This is a genomic window from Gilliamella sp. wkB178, from assembly GCF_001690705.1.
Lineage (GTDB): Bacteria > Pseudomonadota > Gammaproteobacteria > Enterobacterales > Orbaceae > Gilliamella > Gilliamella apicola_K.
On the sequence record NZ_LZGK01000001.1, the window covers coordinates 209214 to 233102 of the forward strand.

General features: G+C 37.6%; 21 protein-coding genes and 1 rRNA gene. 11 read left to right on the forward strand and 11 right to left on the reverse strand.

The window, feature by feature from the left end; translation table 11 throughout:
• Window positions 1–13 precede the first annotated feature (13 nt).
• From djlA to parE, 3 genes are read right to left on the reverse strand one after another with little or no spacing between them, the layout of a single operon-like run.
• On the reverse strand, window positions 14–853 hold the full coding sequence (gene djlA, locus A9G13_RS00970; protein WP_065555762.1) for a co-chaperone DjlA: 840 nt from the start codon (window positions 851–853) through the stop codon (window positions 14–16).
• A 1-nt stretch (window position 854) separates the two neighbouring features.
• Window positions 855–3083 (reverse strand): DNA topoisomerase IV subunit A, encoded by a 2229-nt coding sequence (parC, locus tag A9G13_RS00975; RefSeq protein WP_065555763.1) that lies wholly within the window; start codon window positions 3081–3083, stop codon window positions 855–857.
• Window positions 3084–3110: 27 nt separating this feature from the next.
• The gene (gene parE / locus A9G13_RS00980; RefSeq protein ID WP_065555764.1) at window positions 3111–5000 is read right to left on the reverse strand and encodes a DNA topoisomerase IV subunit B; all 1890 of its coding nucleotides are present in this window, start codon (window positions 4998–5000) and stop codon (window positions 3111–3113) included.
• Between the two features lie 172 nt (window positions 5001–5172).
• Here parE and A9G13_RS00985 point away from each other — a divergent pair, with 172 nt between their 5' ends.
• The 5 genes from A9G13_RS00985 to ubiA all read left to right on the forward strand — a co-directional run bounded on the left by A9G13_RS00985 (window position 5173) and on the right by ubiA (window position 10633).
• Window positions 5173–7620, forward strand: coding sequence for a DMSO/selenate family reductase complex A subunit (locus A9G13_RS00985; protein ID WP_065555765.1), 2448 nt, complete (start codon window positions 5173–5175; stop codon window positions 7618–7620).
• A gap of 20 nt (window positions 7621–7640) precedes the next feature.
• Complete coding sequence (locus A9G13_RS00990; protein ID WP_065555766.1) at window positions 7641–8255, forward strand: DMSO/selenate family reductase complex B subunit; 615 nt, start codon at window positions 7641–7643, stop codon at window positions 8253–8255.
• A 2-nt stretch (window positions 8256–8257) separates the two neighbouring features.
• Window positions 8258–9097, forward strand: coding sequence for a dimethyl sulfoxide reductase anchor subunit family protein (locus A9G13_RS00995; RefSeq protein ID WP_065555767.1), 840 nt, complete (start codon window positions 8258–8260; stop codon window positions 9095–9097).
• Window positions 9098–9148: 51 nt separating this feature from the next.
• Window positions 9149–9715, forward strand: a complete 567-nt coding sequence (locus A9G13_RS01000; RefSeq protein WP_176701931.1) for a TorD/DmsD family molecular chaperone — start codon at window positions 9149–9151, stop codon at window positions 9713–9715.
• Between the two features lie 90 nt (window positions 9716–9805).
• Window positions 9806–10633, forward strand: coding sequence for a 4-hydroxybenzoate octaprenyltransferase (ubiA, locus tag A9G13_RS01005; RefSeq protein WP_065555768.1), 828 nt, complete (start codon window positions 9806–9808; stop codon window positions 10631–10633).
• Window positions 10634–10814: 181 nt separating this feature from the next.
• Here ubiA and folP read toward each other — a convergent pair whose 3' ends face one another.
• From folP to rlmE, 3 genes are all read right to left on the reverse strand, one after another.
• Complete coding sequence (gene folP, locus A9G13_RS01010; protein ID WP_065555769.1) at window positions 10815–11651, reverse strand: dihydropteroate synthase; 837 nt, start codon at window positions 11649–11651, stop codon at window positions 10815–10817.
• Between the two features lie 184 nt (window positions 11652–11835).
• On the reverse strand, window positions 11836–13716 hold the full coding sequence (ftsH, locus tag A9G13_RS01015) for an ATP-dependent zinc metalloprotease FtsH (protein ID WP_081301113.1): 1881 nt from the start codon (window positions 13714–13716) through the stop codon (window positions 11836–11838).
• A gap of 77 nt (window positions 13717–13793) precedes the next feature.
• Window positions 13794–14420 (reverse strand): 23S rRNA (uridine(2552)-2'-O)-methyltransferase RlmE, encoded by a 627-nt coding sequence (gene rlmE, locus A9G13_RS01020; RefSeq protein ID WP_065555770.1) that lies wholly within the window; start codon window positions 14418–14420, stop codon window positions 13794–13796.
• Between the two features lie 98 nt (window positions 14421–14518).
• Between rlmE and yhbY the strand changes: the two genes are divergently transcribed.
• Window positions 14519–14812, forward strand: a complete 294-nt coding sequence (gene yhbY / locus A9G13_RS01025; protein WP_065555771.1) for a ribosome assembly RNA-binding protein YhbY — start codon at window positions 14519–14521, stop codon at window positions 14810–14812.
• Between the two features lie 57 nt (window positions 14813–14869).
• Here the strand turns inward: yhbY and greA are convergent, their stop codons facing one another.
• A complete protein-coding gene (greA, locus tag A9G13_RS01030) occupies window positions 14870–15346 on the reverse strand; it encodes a transcription elongation factor GreA (protein ID WP_065555772.1) in 477 nt (158 codons plus the stop codon).
• Window positions 15347–15624: 278 nt separating this feature from the next.
• Between greA and A9G13_RS01035 the strand changes: the two genes are divergently transcribed.
• The 3 genes from A9G13_RS01035 to hslO all read left to right on the forward strand — a co-directional run bounded on the left by A9G13_RS01035 (window position 15625) and on the right by hslO (window position 18548).
• Window positions 15625–17178 carry a hypothetical protein gene (locus A9G13_RS01035; RefSeq protein WP_141670833.1) on the forward strand — a complete coding sequence of 518 codons (1554 nt, stop codon included), beginning with the start codon at window positions 15625–15627 and terminating at the stop codon, window positions 17176–17178.
• Between the two features lie 108 nt (window positions 17179–17286).
• Complete coding sequence (hslR, locus tag A9G13_RS01040; RefSeq protein ID WP_065555774.1) at window positions 17287–17685, forward strand: ribosome-associated heat shock protein Hsp15; 399 nt, start codon at window positions 17287–17289, stop codon at window positions 17683–17685.
• On the forward strand, window positions 17685–18548 hold the full coding sequence (gene hslO, locus A9G13_RS01045) for an Hsp33 family molecular chaperone HslO (RefSeq protein ID WP_065555775.1): 864 nt from the start codon (window positions 17685–17687) through the stop codon (window positions 18546–18548). Before hslR ends, hslO begins: the two co-directional genes overlap by 1 nt.
• Before the next feature lie 254 nt (window positions 18549–18802).
• On the opposite strand, the gene tsaA is transcribed toward hslO, so the two are convergent.
• The 4 genes from tsaA to metN all read right to left on the reverse strand — a co-directional run bounded on the left by tsaA (window position 18803) and on the right by metN (window position 22346).
• Window positions 18803–19519 carry a tRNA (N6-threonylcarbamoyladenosine(37)-N6)-methyltransferase TrmO gene (gene tsaA, locus A9G13_RS01050; RefSeq protein WP_065555776.1) on the reverse strand — a complete coding sequence of 239 codons (717 nt, stop codon included), beginning with the start codon at window positions 19517–19519 and terminating at the stop codon, window positions 18803–18805.
• Between the two features lie 124 nt (window positions 19520–19643).
• Window positions 19644–20546 (reverse strand): methionine ABC transporter substrate-binding lipoprotein MetQ, encoded by a 903-nt coding sequence (metQ, locus tag A9G13_RS01055; protein WP_065555777.1) that lies wholly within the window; start codon window positions 20544–20546, stop codon window positions 19644–19646.
• A 14-nt stretch (window positions 20547–20560) separates the two neighbouring features.
• Window positions 20561–21202, reverse strand: a complete 642-nt coding sequence (locus A9G13_RS01060; protein ID WP_065555795.1) for a methionine ABC transporter permease — start codon at window positions 21200–21202, stop codon at window positions 20561–20563.
• A gap of 112 nt (window positions 21203–21314) precedes the next feature.
• A complete protein-coding gene (gene metN / locus A9G13_RS01065; protein WP_065555778.1) occupies window positions 21315–22346 on the reverse strand; it encodes a methionine ABC transporter ATP-binding protein MetN in 1032 nt (343 codons plus the stop codon).
• Between the two features lie 122 nt (window positions 22347–22468).
• On the opposite strand from metN, the gene gmhB reads away from it, so the two are divergent.
• Window positions 22469–23011: a D-glycero-beta-D-manno-heptose 1,7-bisphosphate 7-phosphatase gene (gmhB, locus tag A9G13_RS01070; protein ID WP_065555779.1), complete on the forward strand. Its 543-nt coding sequence runs from the start codon at window positions 22469–22471 to the stop codon at window positions 23009–23011.
• Window positions 23012–23482: 471 nt separating this feature from the next.
• Window positions 23483–23889: ribosomal RNA gene (locus tag A9G13_RS01075) — 16S ribosomal RNA — on the forward strand; the annotation flags it as partial.

The window sequence follows — 23889 nt, forward strand, 5'->3', positions numbered from 1 at the left end:
ATCGTTGTAATCTCTATTTAAAACCACGAGCGGCTTTGATGAGATCATATGCGGCTTGGATTTCTTGAGCGCGTTTTTTAGCCGCTTCAAGCATCTCTTTAGGTAACCCTTTGGACACTAATTTATCGGGATGATGTTCGTTCATCAACTTACGATAAGCCCTTTTTATGGCTGCAACTTCCGCTGAGGGTTCAATACCTAATATTTTATAAGCATTTTGTAGATCAGATTCTGCTGAACGGCTTTGATAACCACCATAATTGTTACCCTGTTGATATTGATAACGTTGTTGGTTGCTATAACCTTGTTGATGGAAATGATAACTACCCATCATCATTTGGATATACATGGCCATTTGTTGGCGCGGAATATTAAATTCTTCCGCCACGATGAAAAGAATTTGCAGCTCTTTTTCATCTAAATTACCGTCAACCAATGCCGCTTGGATTAATTGTTCACAAAAGATATTTAAAACATTACGACGGAAGCGATATTGGGCATACAGCTCTTTTAACCGCGAACGTAGTGGGTAATCACTAGTTTTGCCGCGATTAAATGAATCTTGAGCAAGTTGGCGACTGTTGCTATCCAGTTGTAACCGATCCATAAATTGGCGCGCCAGATTAATATCATCTTGGGTCACTACGCCTTTGGCTTTACTTAAATGCCCCAGCACCTCAAAAACGACGGTTAAGTAAAGTGTCGGGTTAGCATGCGTCCTTTGTTCAGTTAATTTATTACAAAAAGCTTGGTAGAGCATTGGCCCTATAAATAAGCCAATAAAAAATCCCCAACCAGTTTTTAACACCAGACTTAATACAAAGCCGGTAATAATTGCCCAAATAAATGACATATTATTCGTTTACCTCAATGCGATCGATTTTTTGTAAACCACGTGGTAATGATGTACCTTTACGGGCGCGTTCAGCTCTAAATTTTTGTAAATCAGCAGGATAGAGTGTAAGTTTGCGTTTACCAACATGCAAGGTTATAGCGGTTTGCGGTGTGATTAACATCATCAAGCATAAGCTATCATCCGCACCAGAAAGGGAGATAATTTTATTACCTTTACCTTTAGCCAGTTCCGGTAAGTCTGTTACCGGGAAGATTAACATGCGTCCAGCTTGCGTAATGGATAACAGTAGACTGTCATCAGAGGTAATCTCAATTGGAGGCAATACCTTAGCGTTATTCGGTAAGTTGATAATTGCTTTACCATTACGATTACGCGCAACTAAATCACTAAATTGGCAAATAAAACCATAGCCGGCATTTGAGGCCAATAATAATTTTTGCTCGTCATTGGCTGCCATAAGTACATGTTCAACAGTAGCACCAGCTGGCAAGGCTAATTTGCCGGTTAGTGGCTCACCTTGGCCACGCGCGGACGGCAAGGTATTAGGTTCAATGGCGTAACTACGTCCGGTTGAGTCAATAAATACTACCGGTTGATTGCTTTTGCCTTTGGCTGCCGCTTTGAAACTATCACCAGCTTTATAACTTAGGCTAACCGGATCGATGTCATGCCCTTTAGCGGCTCTAACCCAACCCATTTCCGATAAAACAATAGTGACCGGTTCTGATGGTGTTAATTCTTGTTCGGTGATCGCTTTGGCTTCGCTACGTTCAACGATCGGAGAAAGGCGGTCATCACCATATTTTTCCGCATCTTCTTGTAACTCTTTTTTAATTAGGGTATTAAGTTTTCTTGGTGACGCCAATAATGCTTGTAACTGATCACGTTCTTTAGCCAATTCGCTTTGCTCACCTTTTATGCGCATTTCTTCCAGTTTGGCTAAATGACGGAGTTTTAATTCTAAAATTGCTTCTGCTTGAATATCAGTCAAGGCAAAGCGATTGATTAATTCAGTTTTCGGTTCATCTTCATGGCGAATGATTTCGATGACTTCGTCAATATTTAAGAAAGCAATCAATAAACCATCTAAAATATGCAGACGTTTAAGTACCTTATCTAAACGATAGTTTAAACGTCGTATAACGGTATTCCTGCGGTACTCTAACCATTCAGTTAGAATTTCTAGTAAACCTTTAACTGCTGGGCGATTGTCAAGCCCAATCATGTTCATATTTACCCGATAACTTTTTTCCAAATCGGTGGTGGCAAATAGATGATTCATGACTTGTTCTAAATCAACTCGATTAGAACGTGGCACAATCACTAAGCGAGTAGGATTTTCATGATCTGATTCATCCCGTAAATCTTCTATCAAAGGCAGTTTTTTGGCGCGCATCTGTGCGGCAATTTGTTCTAAAATTTTAGCGCCGGAAACTTGATGCGGTAGATCAGTAATAACAATATCACCGTCTTCTTTTTTCCAAACGGCGCGCATACGGATAGAGCCTCGACCGCTGGTATAGATTTTTTCTATATCCTCACGTGGAGTAATAATTTCGGCCTCGGTCGGGAAGTCAGGGCCTTGTATGTGAGTCATTACTTCGCTAAGCGTGGCTTTAGGATTTTCAGCTAACATAATTGCGGCATTAGCTACTTCGCGAATATTATGAGGAGGAATATCGGTAGCCATACCAACCGCAATGCCGGTAGTACCGTTTAATAAGATATTTGGCAATCTAGCCGGTAACATTTTCGGTTCTTGCAAGGTGCCATCAAAGTTCGGGGTATAATCAACTGTGCCTTGTCCTAATTCGCCTAATAATAATTCGGCATATTTTGATAAGCGTGATTCGGTGTAACGCATAGCCGCGAATGACTTAGGATCATCGGGTGCCCCCCAGTTACCTTGGCCATCTACTAATGGATAGCGGTAAGAGAAAGGTTGCGCCATTAATACCATCGCTTCATAACAAGCACTATCACCATGTGGATGATATTTACCTAAAACGTCACCGACAGTACGCGCTGATTTTTTGAATTTCGCTTGCGCATTGAGTCCTAGCTCTGACATGGCATAGACAATGCGTCGTTGCACCGGTTTTAAGCCATCCCCAATAAATGGTAAGGCACGGTCCATAATCACATACATGGAGTAGTTTAAATAAGCGCTTTCAGTAAAGGTACGTAGCGATTGAACTTCTACTCCGTCATGAGTAATCTCACTCATTATTGTTCCTCTAAATCTTTCTTTATGTTAGACAGTAAGTTCAACTTGATCACCTTTTTCTTGTAACCATTCACGGCGATCTTCTGAGCGTTTTTTAGCTAGCAACATATCCATTAAAGCCATGGTTTGTTCGGTGTCATCAAGCGATAGCTGCACTAAACGGCGCGTATTGGGATCCATTGTGGTTTCACGCAGTTGCAATGGATTCATTTCCCCCAAGCCTTTAAAACGTTGTACATTAGGTTTGCCCTTTTTACGTTTAAGTTGATCTAAAATGCCTTCTTTTTCTTCTTCGTCTAATGCGTAATGCACTTCTTTACCTAGGTCGATACGGTATAGGGGAGGCATGGCAACAAAAACATGACCTTGTTCAACCATAGCTCGAAAGTGGCGAACAAATAATGCACAAATTAAGGTGGCAATATGTAATCCATCAGAATCGGCATCAGCTAAAATACAAACTTTGCCATAGCGTAATTGGCTTAAATCGTCACTGTCAGGATCAATACCAATAGCCACCGAAATATCGTGGATTTCTTGAGAACCTAGTACTTCATCGGAGGACACTTCCCAAGTATTTAAAATTTTACCTTTTAGAGGCATGATAGCTTGATATTCGCGGTCACGAGCTTGTTTGGCAGAACCACCGGCAGAATCCCCTTCCACTAAAAAGAGTTCGGTTCTGTTCAAATCCTGAGAAGAACAATCAGCCAATTTACCCGGTAACGCTGGTCCGCTAGTTAATTTTTTACGGATGACTTTCTTGGCTGCTCTTAAGCGTTTTTGGGCACTGGAAATTACGATTTCAGCTAGTAATTCGGCTATTTGCACATTTTGATTTAACCATAGGCTAAACGCATCTTTGACAATGGCCGAAACAAAAGCGGCACTTTGTCTGGATGATAACCGTTCTTTGGTTTGTCCGGCAAATTGCGGTTCTTGCATTTTAACTGAAAGCACATAGGCACAGCGTTCCCAAATATCGTCAGCAGTCAGTTTTAGTCCGCGCGGCAAGAGATTACGAAATTCACAAAACTCTCGCATGGCATCAAGTAATCCTTGACGCAAACCATTAACATGAGTACCACCTTGTACGGTTGGTATTAAGTTAACATAACTTTCGGTTAATAGTTCACCACCTTCAGGCATCCAAAGCAGCGCCCATTCCACCGCTTCGGTATCACCAATATGATTGCCGGTAAAAGGTTCTTCCGGTAATAGTGTGTAACCGCTTACTGATTCCATTAAATAATCTTTTAAGCCGTCTTCATAGCACCAGCGTTCTTCGGTATTATTGATTTTATCTTTAAAGATAATCTCTAGTCCTGGGCACAGTACCGCTTTAGCTTTTAATAAATGTGATAACCGAGGCACGGAAAATTTTGCGGAATCAAAATATTTTTCATCAGGCCAGAAATGTACCTTGGTACCAGTATTGCGGCGACCACAAGTGCCAGTTACATGCAAATCTTCGACTTTATCACCATTTTCAAAGGCGATTTGGTAAACTTGTCCATCACGGTTTACTGTGACTTCGACTCGTTTAGAAAGGGCATTAACAACTGAGATCCCAACACCATGTAACCCCCCAGAAAACTGATAGTTCTTGTTGGAAAATTTACCACCAGCATGGAGACGACAAAGCAATAATTCAATGGCGGGTACACCTTCTTCCGGGTGAATATCAACCGGCATACCACGCCCATCATCAATCACTTCTAATGAATTATCTTCAAATAAAGTGACTTTAATTTGGTGTGCATAGCCAGCAATCGCTTCATCGACACTGTTATCAATGACTTCTTGTGCCAAATGGTTTGGCCTTGTAGTGTCAGTATACATACCCGGGCGGTGTCTCACCGGATCAAGCCCTTTTAGGACTTCGATATCAACGGCATTATAACTGGATTGTGACATATTTTTTCTGTTCATTTAAATAAATGGGCTTATTATAGCAATCTTTCGTCAAGATGCATGAATTTAAATTTATAATTATGTTAACGGTAGTTTTTATGGATTTTGGGTTTGTTTATTGCTTTTATAGTATTATCATTATGCATAAATCCCATACAAAAATTAAGGGAATAAGATGAGCAAGTCAGAAAATAAAATAACGCGGCGTGATTTTTTACAAAAAACGATGGCTATTAGTGGGGTTGCTGCCTTAACCAGTAATTTACACTTGCCGTTTGCTTATGCGGAATCTAATAATAATGCTGCCGATGCCATTCCAAATCCTACCAATGAAGAACAGATTTTTTATAGTGCTTGTTTGGTCAATTGTGGCAGCCGTTGCCCCCTGAAAGTCCATGTTAAAAACAATATAATTACCAAAATATCCTCAGAAGACGGCATTGATGAACCTATATTTGGTCAACATCAAATCCGTCCTTGTATTCGTGGAAGATCAGTGCGTTGGCGAACTTACGATCCTGACCGTTTAAAATACCCAATGGTGCGCATTGGTAAACGCGGTGAAGGTAAATTTAAACGCATTTCTTGGGATGAAGCAATTAATTTGTTGGCTGATAAACTCAAATATACTATTAATAACTATGGGAATGAGGCGATTTACTATCAATATGCTTCTGGCACTACCGGCGCAAATATTCCGGGGCGTAATGCTTGTAAGCGTTTTTTAAGTTCTATTGGTGGATTTTTGGATTCTCATGGTACCTATTCAAGTGGTCAAATTTCAGCTATTCGGCCATTTATTTATGGTACTGCCAAAGAATCATTGATCGATCAGATTAAGCACTCTGATCTGGTGGTGATGTTTGGGCATAATGTTGCTGAAACACGAATGTCTGGTGGTGGCCAAGTGACAGAGCTTTTTCATGCGTTGGAACAAAGTAAAGCTCGAGTCATTATTATCGATCCGCGTCGCAGTGAAAGTGTAGTGGCCTATAATGCTGAGTGGATCCCAATTATTCCGGGTACTGATGCAGCTTTAGTTGCTGCAATTGGCTATGCCTTACTTGAAGAAGATCGAATTGATGATGCCATGTTGAATAAATATTGTGTCGGTTGGAATGCGGATTCTTTACCTGATAGTGCACCACCTTTTAGTGATTATAAATCGTATATTTTAGGATTAGGTGATGATAGAACACCGAAAACCCCAGAATGGGCTGCACAAAGAACAGGCATCCCGGCCTCACAAATCCGTAAACTAGCGTTAGATATTGTTAATGCTAAAGCAGCGTGGATTTCACAAGGTTATGGCGTACAGCGTTGGCAAAATGGTGAACATACTGCCCGAGCAATTATGATTTTACCGATTATGACAGGGCAATTTGGTAAACCTGGCACTAATATTGGTACTTGGGGTGGTAGTGTGACTTATCCTGTTCCTGGTTTGGCTATTCCTAATCCAATAAAAACTAGTATTTCTTTCTTCTTATGGACGAAGGCAATTGAAGATGGACCTAATATGACCGCTAAGAACTCTTATCTAAAAGGTAAAGATAAGTTGGACGTAGGTATCAAATTTATTTGGAATTATGCTGGTAATGTTATTGGCAATCAACATTCTGATCTCAATCGAACTCACCAAATTTTACAAGATGAATCTAAATGTGAATTTATTTTAGTTTGGGATACGCATATGACTGCTTCAGCAAGATATGCTGATTTACTATTACCAGATGTGTCATCAGTCGAAAGTAATGATCTAATTAATAATTCTTATGCTTCGGGTGCGTATAATTATCTTATTCGTATGCAACGAGCAATTAAGCCACTTTGGGAAAATCGATCTTCTTATGATGTGCTCACCGAATTATCTGCAAAATTTGGAGTAAAAGATAAATTTACCGAAGGACGGAGTCAAGACGAGTGGATCGAATATTGCTACGAAAAACTACGAAGACAAGAACCAAATTTACCACCATTTGCGCAAACAGATGGCATGGGCGTTATCGATCGTAAATTGGCTAATAGTGATGCGCAAATTGGTTTAAAAGCGTTTAGAGATGACCCGATTAACAATCCATTAAACACACCATCCGGTAAAATTGAAATCTATTCAGAAGCATTGGCTAAAATTGCTAATGAATGGGAACTGGATGAAGACGACCAACTCTACCCAATTCCTGCTTATTTACCAGCAGTTGAAGGCAGTGAAGATAAGCCAAAAAGGGCAAAGTACCCACTACAGCTTATTGGTTTTCATATTAAAGGGCATTGTCATTCAACCTATTGTAATTTACCGCAATTGCGCGAAGCAGTCGCTGATAGTATTTGGATTAATCCATTGGATGCCGAGCAACGGCACATTAAACATGGTCAGCTAGTTGAAGTTTATAACGATCGTGGCCGACTTTACATTCCGGCTAAAGTAACACCACGTATATTGCCGGGAGTGATTGCGATTCCACAAGGCATGTGGGCAAAGACTAATGCCGCCGGTATTGATATTGGTGGTTGTATTAATCGCTTAACCTCATTAAGACCTAGTGTATTGGCTAAATCGAATCCACAGCATACCAATTTAGTGGAAATCAAACCGTTATCTACTGTGCCAACGGCATTATAACGGAAGAGGAGATAATAACAATGCAATATGGATTCTATATTGATTCCTCAAAATGTACCGGCTGCAAAACCTGTCAACTTAGTTGCAAAGATGAAAAAGATAACCCTTTAGGTATTCATTTCCGCCGAGTTTATGAATATGGTGGTGGAACTTGGCAGCAAATTGATGGCTTTTGGCAAAATAATATTTTTACTTATTACTTATCTATTGCCTGCAATCACTGTTCTGAGCCTACTTGTGTGCAAGGTTGCCCGACTGGTGCCATGCACAAACGTGAGCAAGACGGTTTAGTGGTTGTTAACCAAGATGTTTGTATTGGTTGCCGTTATTGTGAAATGCGTTGCCCTTATGGCGCCCCACAATTTGATCCTCAAAAACGGGTAATGTCGAAATGTGATGGCTGCTTTGCCCGGGTTGCCGAAGGTTTAAAACCAGTATGTGTCGAGTCTTGTCCACAACGAGCATTAGATTTTGATGAAATAGACAAGCTGCGTCAGCGTTATGGCGCTGAATGTAATATTGCGCCATTACCAAATTCACAGTTGACTAAACCCAATATTGTCATTAAGCCTCACCCACAAGCTAAACCCTCTGGTGATACTCAGGGCAAAGTTCTTAATCCAGAGGAGGTATAATTATGCATGAACTTCCATTGGTATTTTTTACGGTATTGGGGCAATTAGCCGCAGGGATGGTGTTGCTAGGTAGCTTAAGTTATTTATGCCAATCATCCGCAAATAACACTCGCAAGATTGAGAAAATTAATCTTGTGGCGTTAGTTTTTATGGCAACAGGCATGATTATGGCCTCGTTCCATTTAGGGCAGCCATTACGCGCTTTAAATGTTATTTTCGGTATTGGCCGATCACCAATGAGTAATGAAATTTTTACTTTTGGTTGCTTGTTTGGGGTGACTTTAGCGAGTGTTTTATTAAGCTATTTTGCCGATGAAGATAAGGGTAATAAATTTGTCTGGATTAAATCACTGTGTCAACGAATTAATCAAATTCCCCATTTAGCCAAAATGCTGGCAATTTTGCTAGTTATTTTGAGTTTAGTTTTTGTGTGGACCATTGTGTTAACCTATATGTTACCAACAGTGAAAACATGGAACACGGTTTACACCGCAATTCAAATGTATACAGCGATGCTGGCATTAGGTAGTATTGCGGTGGCACTATTGGGGTTGTATCGTATTGGTAGTTTAGTCTTTGTGATTAGTTGCGTACTAATTTTATTATTAAAGATTCCATATGTTAATTTGATGACAACCATATCGCCACAACTTGCGGCCGAGCAGCATTCTTGGTTGCTTGCTGAGTGTGGTTTATTAGTGCTGGCACTAGTTTTAGTCGCGCTTAATAATTGGCGCACGCCAAAAAACAACATTATTTATTTGCTAGCTTTTGTTAGTGTTTTAGTCGGTGAAATTTGCGCTCGCATAGCATTTTATAATTTATGGACAATTCCTTTATAATCATGATAAATAATTATGGCTATATGAATTAACTATCAAGGGATCGTGCGTTTGGATATTACAACCTGTGCTACATTGGCTAAATTACTAGGTGCTTTTTTTTACTATCCACCTAATGGTCAAGAGGTAAAGCCGTTAATTACTGCTTTGTTACATATTGATCAGTTGACCGAATGGCAAAATGGTTCGCTTATTAGTGAGCAATGCCAAATATTAGCTGATGAAGTAACCAATCCCGAACTTGATTATCAATACTCCGTCTTATTTGAAGGGCAAGGCAGCATGCCAACCCCTCCTTGGGGATCGGTGTACCTTGACGAAGAACATTTATTGATGGGTGAGTCACAGGAACGTTACCGTGAATTTTTACAACAGCAAGGCCTTAAACTCACTAGTGGCATGAATGAACCTGAAGATCAGTTTGGTTTAATGTTGATGGCTTTTGCTATTCTACTTGAAAATAACAAACCTGAAGTGGCACAACAATTAATTACCGATCACTTACTGACTTGGTCTGCGCTCTATTTGCATCGACTTAAGCATAATGATGTGAGCAGCTTTTATCGCTCCCTAGCGGTAATTGCCGAACAATATTTAATGTTATTGCCAACCACTTGATCGAGTTTGTATAACTAGCATAGAGTGACATTGCAGCTTACACGCTAATCGGTATAATTTGTTTATGATTTATTAGGATGAAGAGGATTAATGCGAGCTTATTTACAATTAATGCGCTTGGATAGGCCAATTGGCACATTACTGTTACTTTGGCCAACTCTCTGGGCAATTTGGCTTGCAGGCCATCCTTCGGTATATATTACGCTGGTGTTTGTGTTAGGCGTGGTAGTAATGCGTTCGGCTGGTTGTGTGATTAATGATTATGCCGACCGCCATTTCGACGGCTATGTCGAGCGCACCAAAAATCGCCCATTAGCTCGTGGTGCTCTAAGCCCCCAAAATGCTTTATGGACTTTGTTGGTTTTATTAGTTATCGCACTGCTGTTATTACTCACTTTAAATCAATTGTCATGGTTTATTGCTGGTTTGGCGTTATTGACTGCATTAATTTATCCCTTTATGAAACGCTATACCCATTTACCGCAAATTACTTTAGGTATTGCTTTTAGTTGGGGCATTCCCATGGTGTATGCGGCAACCATTGAGCAATTTCCATTAACCTGTTGGTTACTCTGTTTGGCGAATATTTGTTGGACAGTGGCTTATGATACGGAGTACGCAATGGTCGACCGAGATGATGATTTAAAAATCGGAATTAAATCAACTGCCATTTTGTTTGGTCATCATGATAAGTTAATCATTGGCATTCTACAGCTAATAGCTGTAAGTTGTTTGATAATTATTGGTCTCAATAATCATTTAGCTATCATTTATTACCTTGGATTACTGATTGCTTCGTTACTGTTTATTTATCAACAATGGCTTATTAAAGATCGTGACAGAAACCGATGTTTTAATGCGTTTATGAATAATAATTTAGTCGGTTGCTTAATCTTCGTTGGTATATTTTTTTCCTAAAAGTTAATAAATTATCCAGTCACAATGGTTATATCACTATTACCAGATTTTAGCCCGTAATTTTATACTGAAACGTATGGTTCTCAGGAAACATCTTGACAAAATTGCCAATTAGTTAATACCAAAACTATTTAGGCTAATGATCGTAGCTTCATAATCAAATAGCCTAAAAAAAATATGGTTAGTCTTGCTCAGCGAGTGTTGCTTGTACAATCCTAAGAGCGTCAAAGGTTTCTTTAACATCATGCACGCGGATAATGTGAGCGCCTTTCATAGCGGCAATGACCGCACAAGAAACACTACCAAGCATACGTTCTTGAGGTGGTACATTTAGTACTTGTCCAATCATCGATTTTCTCGACATACCTACCAACAATGGTAAATTAAAATGCTGGAATCGCTCTAAGGTTGCTAGTAAGCGATAGTTATGAGCTAGGGTTTTACCAAACCCAAAACCGGGATCGAGTATGATTTTTTCCCGATCAATTCCAGCATGCATGCAACGGTTAATATGTTGGGCAAAAAATTGGTCGACTTCTTGATAGATATCTTGCTGATAGTGGGGTGCATTTTGCATGGTTTTAGGATCCCCTTGCATGTGCATAATACACACGGGTAAGCCTGTGTTTGCTGCGGCCTCAAGTGCGCCTGGTTCGGTCAATGCTCGGATGTCATTAATTAAATGTGCCCCAGCTTTAGCTGCTTCGCTAATGACTTGCGGTTTAGAAGTATCAACGGATATCCAGACATCAAAGTAACGGGCTATTTTTTCAACCAGAGGAATAACGCGATTAAGTTCTTCATCCACGGGAACTTCGGCGGCTCCCGGGCGAGTTGATTCGCCCCCAACATCGATAAATGTTGCGCCCGCTTGAATCATACTATCCACTCGCCGCATGGCAGCATCAAGATTATTATAATCGCCACCATCAGAAAATGAATCCGGCGTCATATTAACAATACCCATTACTTGAGGAAAAGATAGATCCATCACCTGATTTTGAAAACGAATTTCCATAATTTGTTGCCTTATTTATGCAGATGTTTAATGTTAGATTTAATTAAGTTTCATTAGAAACTAACACCAGAGTATTATGGTTGTAGTAGTGTAGCTTTTATCATTATAAGTTTATTGATTAAATCAACTAATTGTTACCGACAAAAAACGCGCCGGAGCGCGTTGTTTTTAATCAATAAGGAAATTAATTTTCCGATTCAGGCGGTGTGTTACTGCCTTCGTTAGGAATTTCCTTGGCTGCTTTTTCGTCATTTTCAGTCCAATCATCTGGTGCACTAATTGGTCTACGAGCAAGTAAATCAGCAACTTGTTTAGAACCGATAGTTTCATATTTCATCAGTGCATCTTTCATTGCATGGAGCACATCCATATTTTCAGTTAATATTTTGCGCGCTCTTTCAAAGTTACGATCAATAATGAGTTTAACTTCTTCATCGATGATACGGGCCGTTTCATCCGAGATATCTTTAGGACGACCATAAGCAGAATTATCATCCATTTCATAGAACAAAGGTCCTAAACGATCAGAAAAGCCCCACTGAGTGACCATGGCTCTGGCATATTGGGTTGCTACTTTTATGTCGTTAGAAGCACCGGTTGAGACTTTATCAATGCCATAAATCAATTCTTCAGCAAGTCTACCACCATATAGAGTAGCGATGTCGCCTTCAAGTTTTTCACGGCTTTCACTAACACGATCACCTTCAGGTAAGAAGAAAGTCACCCCCAAAGCTCGACCACGAGGAATAATAGTTACTTTGTGAATAGGATCATGGTCTGGCATTAAGTAACCAATAATTGCATGACCGGCTTCGTGATAAGCGGTTGAAATAAGCTGTTCTTGAGTCATGGTTAATGAACGGCGTTCGGTACCCATATTAATTTTATCTTTGGCTTCTTCAAATTCATCCATGGTCACTAGGCGTTTATTGCGACGAGCAGCAAATAAGGCCGCTTCATTAACTAAATTAGCTAATTCAGCACCTGAATAACCTGGTGTACCACGAGCTAACACAGATAGATCTACATCAGAAGCTAGCGGAACTTTACGAACATGTACCGCCAGAATTTGTTCACGGCCTTTCATGTCTGGTAAACCGATTTGTACTTGGCGATCAAAACGACCTGGGCGAAGTAAAGCTGGGTCTAAAATATCAACACGGTTAGTTGCCGCAATAATGATAATACCACTATTAGCTTCAAAACCATCCATTTCAACAAGCATTTGGTTAAGAGTTTGTTCGCGTTCGTCATGACCACCCATTGAACCAGCACCACGTTTACGGCCAACGGCATCAATTTCATCAATAAAGATAATACAAGGTGAATGTTTACGAGCTTGTTCGAATAAATCACGTACGCGTGAGGCACCTACACCAACAAACATTTCTACAAAGTCAGAACCAGAAATACTAAAAAAAGGTACATTAGCTTCACCAGCTATGGCCCTTGCGAGTAAGGTTTTACCAGTACCCGGAGGTCCTACCATCAAAATACCTTTCGGAATGCGACCACCGAGTTTTTGGTATTTGCCAGGGTCACGTAAAAAATCTACTACTTCAGTAACTTCTTGTTTGGCTTCTTCACTGCCGGCAACATCAGCAAATTTGGTTTTAACTTGATCAGGGGTTAACATGCGAGCTTTGCTTTTACCAACTGACATTGGCCCACCTTTGCCACCACCTTGCATTTGGCGCATCATAAAAATCCAAAAACCAATTAATAAAATAATTGGAAACCAAGAAATCAATATACTAGTCAGTAAACTTGGTTTTTCATCTGGGCTACCATAAACAGCAACTTTGTTTACCACTAAATCATCCATCAATTTATCATCAAAATAAGGGATGTAGGTAACGTAGCTACTATTACTTTTGGTGGTGGCAACAATTTCACGCCCATTAATACGAACTTCTTGGAGTTTACCACTAGCGATGTCTGAATTAAATTGGGTATAATTGACTTGAGGTCCACTGTTAGATATTGAACTAAATTGGTTAAATACAGCAATCAATACTACAGCGATAATTCCCCAGATCAGTAGATTCTTTACCATGTCGTTCAAAAGAAAAACCTCTCATAAAAATTAACAGTTACGACTAAAAAATATTAAGTAATGTTACTACAAAATTCTGCAACTGGCTACTTCATCCCCATTGCTACAATATAAACTTCTCGCGACCGTGCTCGAGAGGCTTCTGGTTTACGAATTTTGACAGTTTTAAATAATGAACGCACCTCTTTGAGATATTCTTCAAAGCCTTCCCCTTGAAACACTTTCACAATGAAATTGCCATTGGGAGCAAGTACATCTTTACACATATCCAAAGCCAGTTCTACCAGATACATGGCTTTGGGAATATCTACTGCCGGTTGCCCACTCATATTGGGTGCCATGTCAGACATGACTACTTGTACTTTTTCGTCACCCACACGTTCAAGTAACGCCTTTAAAACCGCTTCATCGCGAAAATCACCTTGCAAAAAATCCACACCAACAATCGGATCCATTGGCAATAAGTCACAAGCAATAATGCGACCTTTATTGCCAATAAGTGAAGCAACGTATTGTGACCACCCACCAGGTGCTGCGCCTAAATCAACAACGGTAATGCCAGGTTTAAATAATTTGTCAGTTTTTTGTATTTCTTCTAGTTTAAACCAAGCTCTTGATCGTAGTCCTTTTTTTTGTGCTTGCTGTACAAAGCGATCTTTAAAATGCTCATTAAGCCAACGGGTTGAGCTTGCCGAGCGTTTTTTATTACTCACAACTAATAAATCCTTAAGGTTAAAGTGGCCACTTCATTGATTACTCATATATATAAGGGTAAAATAACAGAATTACAACTTAATGTGATAAAAAATTAATGAATTTATCTAATAGACAAAAACAATTTTTAAAAGGTGAAGCTCATCATTTAAAACCTGTGGTAATGATTGGTGCTAATGGGTTTACCGAAGGGGTGTTAGCAGAAATTGAAAATGCTTTGAATTTTCATGAACTAATCAAAATTAAAATAGCAGCAGAAGATCGCGAAACTAAAAAACTGATTTGTGATGCGATTATTCGGGAAACTAAAGCTGAGTCAGTACAACAAGTTGGTTCTATTTTTACCATATTTAGACCAAGTGAAGACAAGAAGATTACTTTACCAAAATAAAGTTATAAAAAAACAGGGCAGATAACCCTGTTTTTTGGTATTATACAAATTGTAACTTTAAATATAGTCGACTTTAACTATATCAAATTCTACCTCACCACCAGGCGTTTTAATGTGTACAGTGTCGCCATCTTCTTTACCAATTAAACCTCGGGCAATAGGTGAATTAACCGAAATTAAATTTTGTTTGTAATCAGCTTCATCATCGCCGACAATTCGATAGGTCGTTTCTTCATCCGTATCAACATTGATGACGGTGACCGTTGCCCCAAAAATAATACGTCCGGTATTTTTTACTTTGGTTACATCAATAATTTGTGCTTGCGATAACTTAGTTTCAATTTCTTGAATGCGACCTTCACAAAAACCTTGTTGTTCTCGCGCTGCATGATATTCAGCATTTTCTTTTAAGTCACCATGCGCTCTAGCTTCGGCTATAGCTGCTGTAATTTGGGGTCTTTTGACATTTTTTAATTCTTCGAGTTCGGCGCGTAATAATTCGGCCCCTCTCACTGTCATTGGGATTTGTTGCATCTTTGTTTGCTCCCGTTTTATTTATCGTAAATAAAAAACAACTTGCCCTCATCTTGTTTAAGAAAGGGATAGTAATCGATTCCATTTGTTATATTAAAGACATAATTGTCTATAACGATATAATAACTGTAAAACTGACTTAACCACAAATCATTTATGCTGAAAAAAGGTGCTATTTTAATTATAATGAGTTAAGGTAACCCAATCTTTAATAATTTAATTAATTTATGCGCCGATTACGATTTTACATAATTACTTTATTAACCGTTGTTAGTGTTTTGGTTTTGCTATCATATTTATTGATATCAACTTCATTTGTCGCTCAACTAGTTAGTCAGCAATTATCTAAATTAACATCATACTCAATCTCAATTGGTAAGATACATTATTCTGTTAATAATTTTTATGAATTAGTATTAGATGATGTCGTTATCAGTGATAAAAATCAAGAACAAGAAATAACAACTATACCAAAATTAATTATTGGGCTAGATAAAGATAATATTTGGCAGTTGCATCATTTTAATTCTATTACCGTTATTAATGGTGTGATTAATGATACAGGTAATCGTAAGTATGATATTTCGGCAAATTTGTTAAATCTTGTTGATTCTACGGTTAATCTTTCACTCAATAATGAAAAAGACAAGTTTTCTTTTCAACAAATTAATGGGGCAATTAAACCTTTTGCTTTATCTAAACAAGGTAAGTATCAATTTGATTTGTCCTCACAGCAAGTATTGTTTAATCAAACCCCAATAAAGTCGGTGTTAGTTCAAGGATTCTATCAAGATGGTGTTACTTCTATTACTAATTTAGGCGGTAATATTAATAATGGTTTTTTTGTTAGCAAATTAAAAATCTTAGCTGACAATAGGTTAGATATCGACCAATTAAAAATTAATAATGTTCATGTTCAATTAAATGACGATAACGATATTGAGCAATTACCTACTATTTTTTCAAAGTTCACCATTCATCAATTTTCGATGTTTGATAGCACTATACAGTTACCCTCAATAACAATTGAAAAAGGGAATATTGAGGCGACTAATATAGCTTATGATAAGCAATGGAACTTAGGGCAAAGTTCGCTAGTTTTCGATGCTGAGAAAATGGTTTGGCATAATGAGGTCTTTTCATCAGTATTATTACAATTAAAATCACAAAATAATATATTCACCATTGAAAAAGCTATCGCCTCTTGGAGTAGGGGTAACTTTAATTTTTCTGGAATTTGGCAAGATAATCAATTAAAACTTGATCAGCTAACTTTTTCTGATGTGGATTATCAACTCCCCGAAAAATTTGAAACAGTGATATTGCCGGATATATTTAACCAAGTTGTAATTAATAAACTAACTGTTTTGCCAAGTATATTGATTAGAACCTATCCTGATTATCCGTTTACTTTAGTTAATTTTCAAATTTCTGGTACCGATGTAACTTTAGTGCAAGACAAAAAATTAGGATTATATGCAGGGACTTTATTTTTTAAAGCTGAAAGAGGATCTATTAATAGAATAGATATTAAGTATCCTGATTTGGCAGTTAATTTTGATTCTCAGGGCCAGTCTTTATTAAGTTTTAGTACTTTAATTAATGGTGGAATGGTTGAATCAACGGCACTTATTAATCCTTCCAAAACAGAATTTCTATCTTTGAAATTTACTGCCTATAATATTACAAGTTCATTGTTAAATGAATGGAAATTAATTAAACAACCGCCTAAAGCAATCAATTATTCTGTTGATTTACATGGTGATATTGTGCCATTTGGTTTTTCCGGTACTTTTTCCGCTGATGGTAATGATTATGTCATTACCCCATAAAATTGATTTTTCACAAAAAGTCCTTATATAATTTGCAAAGACATTTTAGGTAATATATATATATTTTAGTGGCAAATCAACGTATGAATAAGCTCACTTGAGGAAGTAATGGATTCTATCAGGCTAGATAAATGGTTATGGGCAGCAAGATTTTATAAGACTCGATCTCTTGCTCGCGAAATGGTGGATGGTGGTAAGGTTCATTATAATGGGCAACGGACTAAACCAAGTAAAATTGTTGAAGTAGGCGCTATTTTAACCCTTCGCCAGGGTTCCGATCTTAAAACAATTCAAATTTTAGCAATTAGTGAACAACGCCGACCAGCAATAGAAGCCCAATTACTTTATCAAGAAACCGAAGAGAGTATTACTAAACGAGAAAAAATAGCTGAGGCACGAAAACTCAACGCATTAACTATGCCGCATCCTGATCGTAAACCAGATAAAAAAGAGCGGCGTAATTTACTTAAATTTAAACATGAACGACAACAAAGTGATAATAATTAATGGATACTTTAAATCGATTTTTATTTGATAATCATCCTATTCGTGGGGAACTTACTCGGCTTGAAGATACCTATCAGGCGATTTTAGATGATCATAATTACCCTATTGCGGTGCAAAAGTTACTAGGTGAATTATTGGTGGTTACTAGTTTATTGACAGCAACTTTAAAGTTTGAAGGAGATATAGCGGTACAGTTGCAAGGTGATGGGGCGCTTAAACTTGCGGTAGTCAATGGTAATAACCAGCAACAATTGCGTGGTGTTGCTCGCGTGAATGGTGAAATTGCGGATAATGCGACATTAAAAGATATGGTTGGTAATGGTTATATTGTAATTACTATTACACCCAAAAATGGTGAACGTTATCAAGGTATTGTTGGATTAGAAAAAGATACTTTGATTGGGTGTATCGAAAACTATTTTGTGCAATCTGAGCAATTACCTACACGCTTATTTGTGAAAACGGGTGTCCATAATAATAAGCCTATAGCTGCCGGTATTTTACTACAAGTTTTACCAAATGATGAGAATACCGAGGAATCGTTTGTACATCTTAGTACATTGACTGAAACAATTACTGGTAGTGAGCTGTTTCAATTACCTGCTGATGAGATTCTCTATCGTTTATATAATCAAGAACAAGTTCGCCTTTTTGAAACGCATCAAATTACCTTTAAATGCATCTGTTCTCGTCAACGTTGTGAAGATAGTTTAATGACATTATCTGCAGAGGAAATTGATCAGATCTTAAATGAAGAAGGTGGCAAGATTGATATGCATTGTGATTATTGCAGTAAACATTATTTATTCGACGCGATTGATATTGCAGAGTTAAAAAACAAACAACACACAAACTATCATTAATATTAGTCAATAAAAATACCACTAAGATCCGTATATCTATAGTGGTAAAATTGAAATATAGGAATAATAATTCCGCTGTTAATCTAACAAAATAATTGTATTTTTCCAACATTTTTTATATGGTTTAGATAATAAATTTGTAAAGAAACTTTACAAAACTTTTTGTTATATTTTCTCTGTAAAATATCATTTATAATCAATTTGTTATAATTTTTAGTCATACTAAATAGTTATAATTTATATTAAAAATTAATTCAGTAGATCTTATTTTCGTCAATATCAATAACTGTTGCTTGTTGATTAGTTATTTGCCATTTAATATTAAAATGATACAGAGTAATACCGTAAGTTTGTTGATCAAGGTTACTTTGTTTGTAAGCTGGTCTTGGATCCTGAGCAATAACTTGAGTTATTAATTCAGCTAATTGAGGGTGTTTATTTTGGTATATAGCAAGTTGGTTTAGTGCAGAGGTTGAAAATTCAACTGTTAATTTTTGTTCGGGAACTGATTGTGCATACCCGGCATTTGCTTCAGGGTAACTATCACAGTAAGGAAGATACGGTTTGATATCAATAATTGGAGTGCCATCGATTAAGTCAAGGCTACCTAATTTTAAAATTATTTGCTTCTTTTCAAGGACAATATCTTTTAACTCTACCGCCGATAATCCAATATGATTCGGTCTGAAGGGTGATCTGGTAGCGAATACTCCTAAGGTTTTATTGCCTCCCAAGCGAGGAGGACGGACGGTCAGTCGCCATTTTTTAGGATCAATTTGATGAAATTGAAATAATAGCCATAAGTGTGAAAATTGTTCTAAGCCTTTTATACAGTTAGGATCGTTAAATGGTGGTAGTAAATGTAGTTCACCTTGTCCAGCCAGGACTAAATTAGGCTGCCTGGGGACAGCAAATTTTTCATTATAAGGAGAGTGAATAATTCCGATAGGATTAATTGAATAAGTCATGATGTTTAAGTTAGCTATTAATTATGCTTATTTTGATATAAAGTTTGGATAATTCAACTTATTCTAGTTATTATTTCCGCCGGCTATCGCCGACGGAATTTATCAAGCTTAATATATTTGTAGATTGTTACCAACCACGAATAGCGCCACCATTAAAAATTTGGTCAGCCTTTTGGGCTACGGCATCGGTTTGGTATGCTTTAACAAAGTTTTTGATATTTTCATTATCTTTATCTGCGTCTCGCGCTACGATAATATTAACATATGGTGATTCTTTATCTTCCACAAAAATACCATCTTTGCTAGGAGTTAGATTTGCTTGTCCAGCAAAAGCATTATTAATAATAGCGAGATCTACTTGAGCGTCATCCAAGGAACGAGGTAACATTGGGGCTTCAAGTTCTACTATTTTATAGTTATATGGATTGCTAGTAATATCAAGGACAGTCGGCAATAAGCCTTTGGATTTATCAACGGTAATCATGCCTTCATGTTCCAGTAAAAGTAAGGCTCGGCCTAAATTAGTAGGATCATTTGGAATGGCTATCGTTGCATTGGCTGGTATAAAGAAAGTTTCACCACGTGGTGAAGTCACTTTAACTCCAGATTCTGTATCGGCTACTGTTTCGACAGGTTTTAGTTTGTGTGAATAGCTAGCAATTGGGTAAACAAATGAGTTACCGACAACGGTTAATTTATAACCACGCTCTTTCATTTGTTCGTCTAAATAAGGTTTATGTTGAAAAGCATTAACATCAATTAAACCATCATTTAATGCTTGATTTGGTGTAACATAATCATTGAAAATAACTAGATCCACATCTAGTTTGTAAAGATCTTTAGCTTGTTGTTTAGCCACTTCCGCAACTTCTTGTTCCGGGCCTGAAATAACTCCTACTTTAATAGTGCTTACTTTAGCTGGTTCTGCGGGTTTATTCTCTGTAGCTGCTGGTTGTTTATTATTGTCACAACCAGTTAAAAAAAATGCACTCACCAATGAGGTAACAAGTGCTAGCTTTTTAATTGACATAAGTTTCTCCAAAATTAGTGATGAGTAACGCGTTTAACGATAGTATTGCCAATGAATTGAATTATAAAGACAATAACAATTAATATAACTAAAACTGTATTCATTATAGCAGGCTTATAGCCATTATAACCATATTGAATTGCCAGTTGCCCTAATCCACCAGCGCCAACTGCACCAGCCATTGCAATATAGCCGGTTAAAGTAATAAGTGTGATAGTCATGCTATTAACAATCACGGGTAATGATTCAGGTAATAAAACCTTATATATGATTTGTAGTGGTGTTGCTCCCATAGATCGAGCTGCTTCTATCAGGCCTTTAGGTACATCAAGCAATGCATTTTCAATCATACGAGCAATCAAAGGTGCTACACCAATACTTAATGGTACAATGGCTGCTTGTTTTCCAATAAAAGTACCTATTAAAAAAGTAGTAAAAGGAATAATCCAAACTATTAAAATAATAAAAGGTATTGAACGAAATATATTGGTAATAAATGAGATGATACTATTGGCTGAGTAACACTCTAATATTTGTCCTTTGCGAGTGGTATATAATAAGATGCCTATGGGTAGTCCAAGGACGGTTCCCCAAAAACCAGATAAAATAACCATATACAGTGTTTCATCTGTAGCTTGTGCCATTTTAAATAACATAGCTTCATTAAAACCATTAAATGAAGAACAAAATGCAACAAAATCAGCCCAAAAATGAAATTCGGTTAAATATCGAAATAATGATTCAAATGGTTTGAATGAAGGTAAAAAATCAAGCATAACCGAGCACCTCTACTTTAGTATTATGTTTTTCTAAAAATTGTATCGCTGATGCGGTACTTTTCGGTTTGCCTTTCATTTCAGCCAACATTAATCCAAATTTAACACCGCCGGCATAATCCATTTGTGCACTGATAATGTTGCTATCAATATCGAACTCTTTAGCAATTTGTGATAATAATGGTAAATCAACGGATACCCCCGTAAACTCAAGACGCACTAAAGGATTAAGGCCCTCTTTATAATCAGGTGATAATTTTTCTAAATAATCATCCGGAATGTTGAGGTGTAAAGTTGATTGAATAAATTGTCGAGCAATATCGGTTTCAGCGTGTGAGAACATTTCACCCACAGAAGCTTGTTCAACTAATTGCCCATCACTGATGACCGCAACTTGGTCACAGATTTGTTTTACGACGTCCATTTCATGCGTAATTAATAAAATGGTAAGCCCTAATTTTTGGTTAATATCCTTTAATAACGCTAAAATTGAACGAGTTGTTTCAGGATCTAGGGCACTGGTTGCTTCATCACAGAGTAATACTTTTGGGTCACTGGCTAATGCTCTAGCGATAGCAACACGTTGTTTTTGCCCACCAGATAAATTAGCCGGATAGACATTAGCTTTGTCAGTTAAACCAACTAAAGCAATAAGTTCATTTACTTTTTGTTTAATTGTAGCCTTAGGGGTTTTATTAAGCTCAAGTGGAAAGGCTATATTATCAAATACGGTACGTGAAGACAGAAGATTGAAGTGCTGAAAAATCATACTTATTTTTCGGCGAACTTTAATTAATTGCCTGTTGGATAAATTAGTAATCTCTTGGCTATCAAAAAAAATCTTACCACTGGTTGGTTTTTCTAATAGATTAACACAGCGAATCAGTGTACTCTTTCCGGCTCCAGATTTACCAATAACACCATATATTTTACCTTTTGGAACATCAATTGAGATGTCTTTTAAAGCGTAAATTGGTGTCTTATTATGTTCAAATGTTTTCGAAATATGCTGTAATTGTATCATAATATATAAAATAAAAAATTTAATAGAGGAATATTAAGACGTCTAGACATCTAAGTCAATTAATATATGTTAACTAAAAATGGATCTTTATCCTATATTAATAAGGAGAGTAAGAGGTAAAAATGAAACCAGCAATTTTTTTAGATCGAGATGGCACCATCAATATTGATTATAATTATGTGCATACAATCGATAAATTTCATTTTATTGATGGCGTAATTGACGCAATGCAGGAACTAAAAAAAATGGGATTTATGTTAGTTATAACGACTAATCAATCAGGTATTGCTCGAAATATATTTACTGAACAACAGTTTCATACTTTAACTGAATGGATGGATTGGTCGTTACAAGATCGCGGTGTTGATTTAGATGGTATTTATTATTGCCCTCATGATCCTTTGACCGATAATTGTGAATGTCGTAAACCTAATCCTGGTATGATTCAAACTGCTGCCAAAGAGTTAAACATAGATATTGCTAATTCCTATATGGTAGGAGACAGAATATCAGATTTATTATCAGGCAAAAGAGCTGGTGTTAAAAAAACGGTGTTAGTAAAAACTGGTGATGCGGTAACTGAAGAAGCATTGGCACAAGCTGATTGGGTGATTGATAGTTTAGCGGATTTACCGAATAAGATAAAAGAGAATAGAAATAACTAATCAAATTCTAAAAGGAAAATAACATTAATACTAAAGGAAAAAGTGGTAATTGGTTTATTTTTCAAACACCTTGAACAAAAAAAGCGCAAACAGCAATAAAAACGCAATAAACCCTTGCAGTAAATTTATAAGCCCCTATAATGCGCATCCACTGACACGCAGTCATGAGTAATCAGACAGTGGTGAGTTAGTGAAGAAGATCGAAATTTTAGAAAAAAGATCTTGACGAATAAGAAGGTGTGGCGTAGTATACGCAGCCCTTGAGACAGCAAACTGAATCAGCCGAGAGGTTGAAGGAAGTTAAAGTAAAAGAAGCTGTCAGCTCTTTAAAAATTAAGAAACAGACAATCTGTGTGGGCACTTACGAGACGAAAAAATTAAAGTCTACGGACTTAAAAAAATCAAGTCTTGATAAGTGACACTGAAGATTCATTTGAATATGTCAGAGACAGTTATTGAGCATCAAACTTTGAATTGAAGAGTTTGATCATGGCTCAGATTGAACGCTGGCGGCAGGCTTAACACATGCAAGTCGAACGGTAACATGAGTGCTTGCACTTGATGACGAGTGGCGGACGGGTGAGTAATGTATGGGGATCTGCCGAATGGCGAGGGACAACAGTTGGAAACGACTGCTAATACCTCATAAAGTTGAGAAACCAAAGCATGGGACCTTCGGGCCATGTGCCATTTGATGAACCCATATGGGATTAGCTAGTTGGTGGGGTAAAGGCTCACCAAGGCGACGATCTCTAGCTGGTCTGAGAGGATGACCAGCCACACTGGAACTGAGACACGGTCCAGACTCCTACGGGAGGCAGCAGTGGGGAATATTGCACAATGGGGGAAACCCTGATGCAGCCATGCCGCGTGTATGA

Bases quoted from the DNA above. Each gene is read 5' to 3' on its own strand.
- djlA (WP_065555762.1), bottom strand. From the start codon at position 853: ATGTCATTTATTTGGGCAATTATTACCGGCTTTGTATTAAGTCTGGTG.
- parC (WP_065555763.1), bottom strand. From the start codon at position 3,083: ATGAGTGAGATTACTCATGACGGAGTAGAAGTTCAATCGCTACGTACC.
- parE (WP_065555764.1), bottom strand. From the start codon at position 5,000: ATGTCACAATCCAGTTATAATGCCGTTGATATCGAAGTCCTAAAAGGG.
- A9G13_RS00985 (WP_065555765.1), top strand. From the start codon at position 5,173: ATGAGCAAGTCAGAAAATAAAATAACGCGGCGTGATTTTTTACAAAAA.
- A9G13_RS00990 (WP_065555766.1), top strand. From the start codon at position 7,641: ATGCAATATGGATTCTATATTGATTCCTCAAAATGTACCGGCTGCAAA.
- A9G13_RS00995 (WP_065555767.1), top strand. From the start codon at position 8,258: ATGCATGAACTTCCATTGGTATTTTTTACGGTATTGGGGCAATTAGCC.
- ubiA (WP_065555768.1), top strand. From the start codon at position 9,806: ATGCGAGCTTATTTACAATTAATGCGCTTGGATAGGCCAATTGGCACA.
- folP (WP_065555769.1), bottom strand. From the start codon at position 11,651: ATGGAAATTCGTTTTCAAAATCAGGTGATGGATCTATCTTTTCCTCAA.
- yhbY (WP_065555771.1), top strand. From the start codon at position 14,519: ATGAATTTATCTAATAGACAAAAACAATTTTTAAAAGGTGAAGCTCAT.
- greA (WP_065555772.1), bottom strand. From the start codon at position 15,346: ATGCAACAAATCCCAATGACAGTGAGAGGGGCCGAATTATTACGCGCC.
- hslR (WP_065555774.1), top strand. From the start codon at position 17,287: ATGGATTCTATCAGGCTAGATAAATGGTTATGGGCAGCAAGATTTTAT.
- hslO (WP_065555775.1), top strand. From the start codon at position 17,685: ATGGATACTTTAAATCGATTTTTATTTGATAATCATCCTATTCGTGGG.
- metQ (WP_065555777.1), bottom strand. From the start codon at position 20,546: ATGTCAATTAAAAAGCTAGCACTTGTTACCTCATTGGTGAGTGCATTT.
- A9G13_RS01060 (WP_065555795.1), bottom strand. From the start codon at position 21,202: ATGTTATTTAAAATGGCACAAGCTACAGATGAAACACTGTATATGGTT.
- metN (WP_065555778.1), bottom strand. From the start codon at position 22,346: ATGATACAATTACAGCATATTTCGAAAACATTTGAACATAATAAGACA.
- gmhB (WP_065555779.1), top strand. From the start codon at position 22,469: ATGAAACCAGCAATTTTTTTAGATCGAGATGGCACCATCAATATTGAT.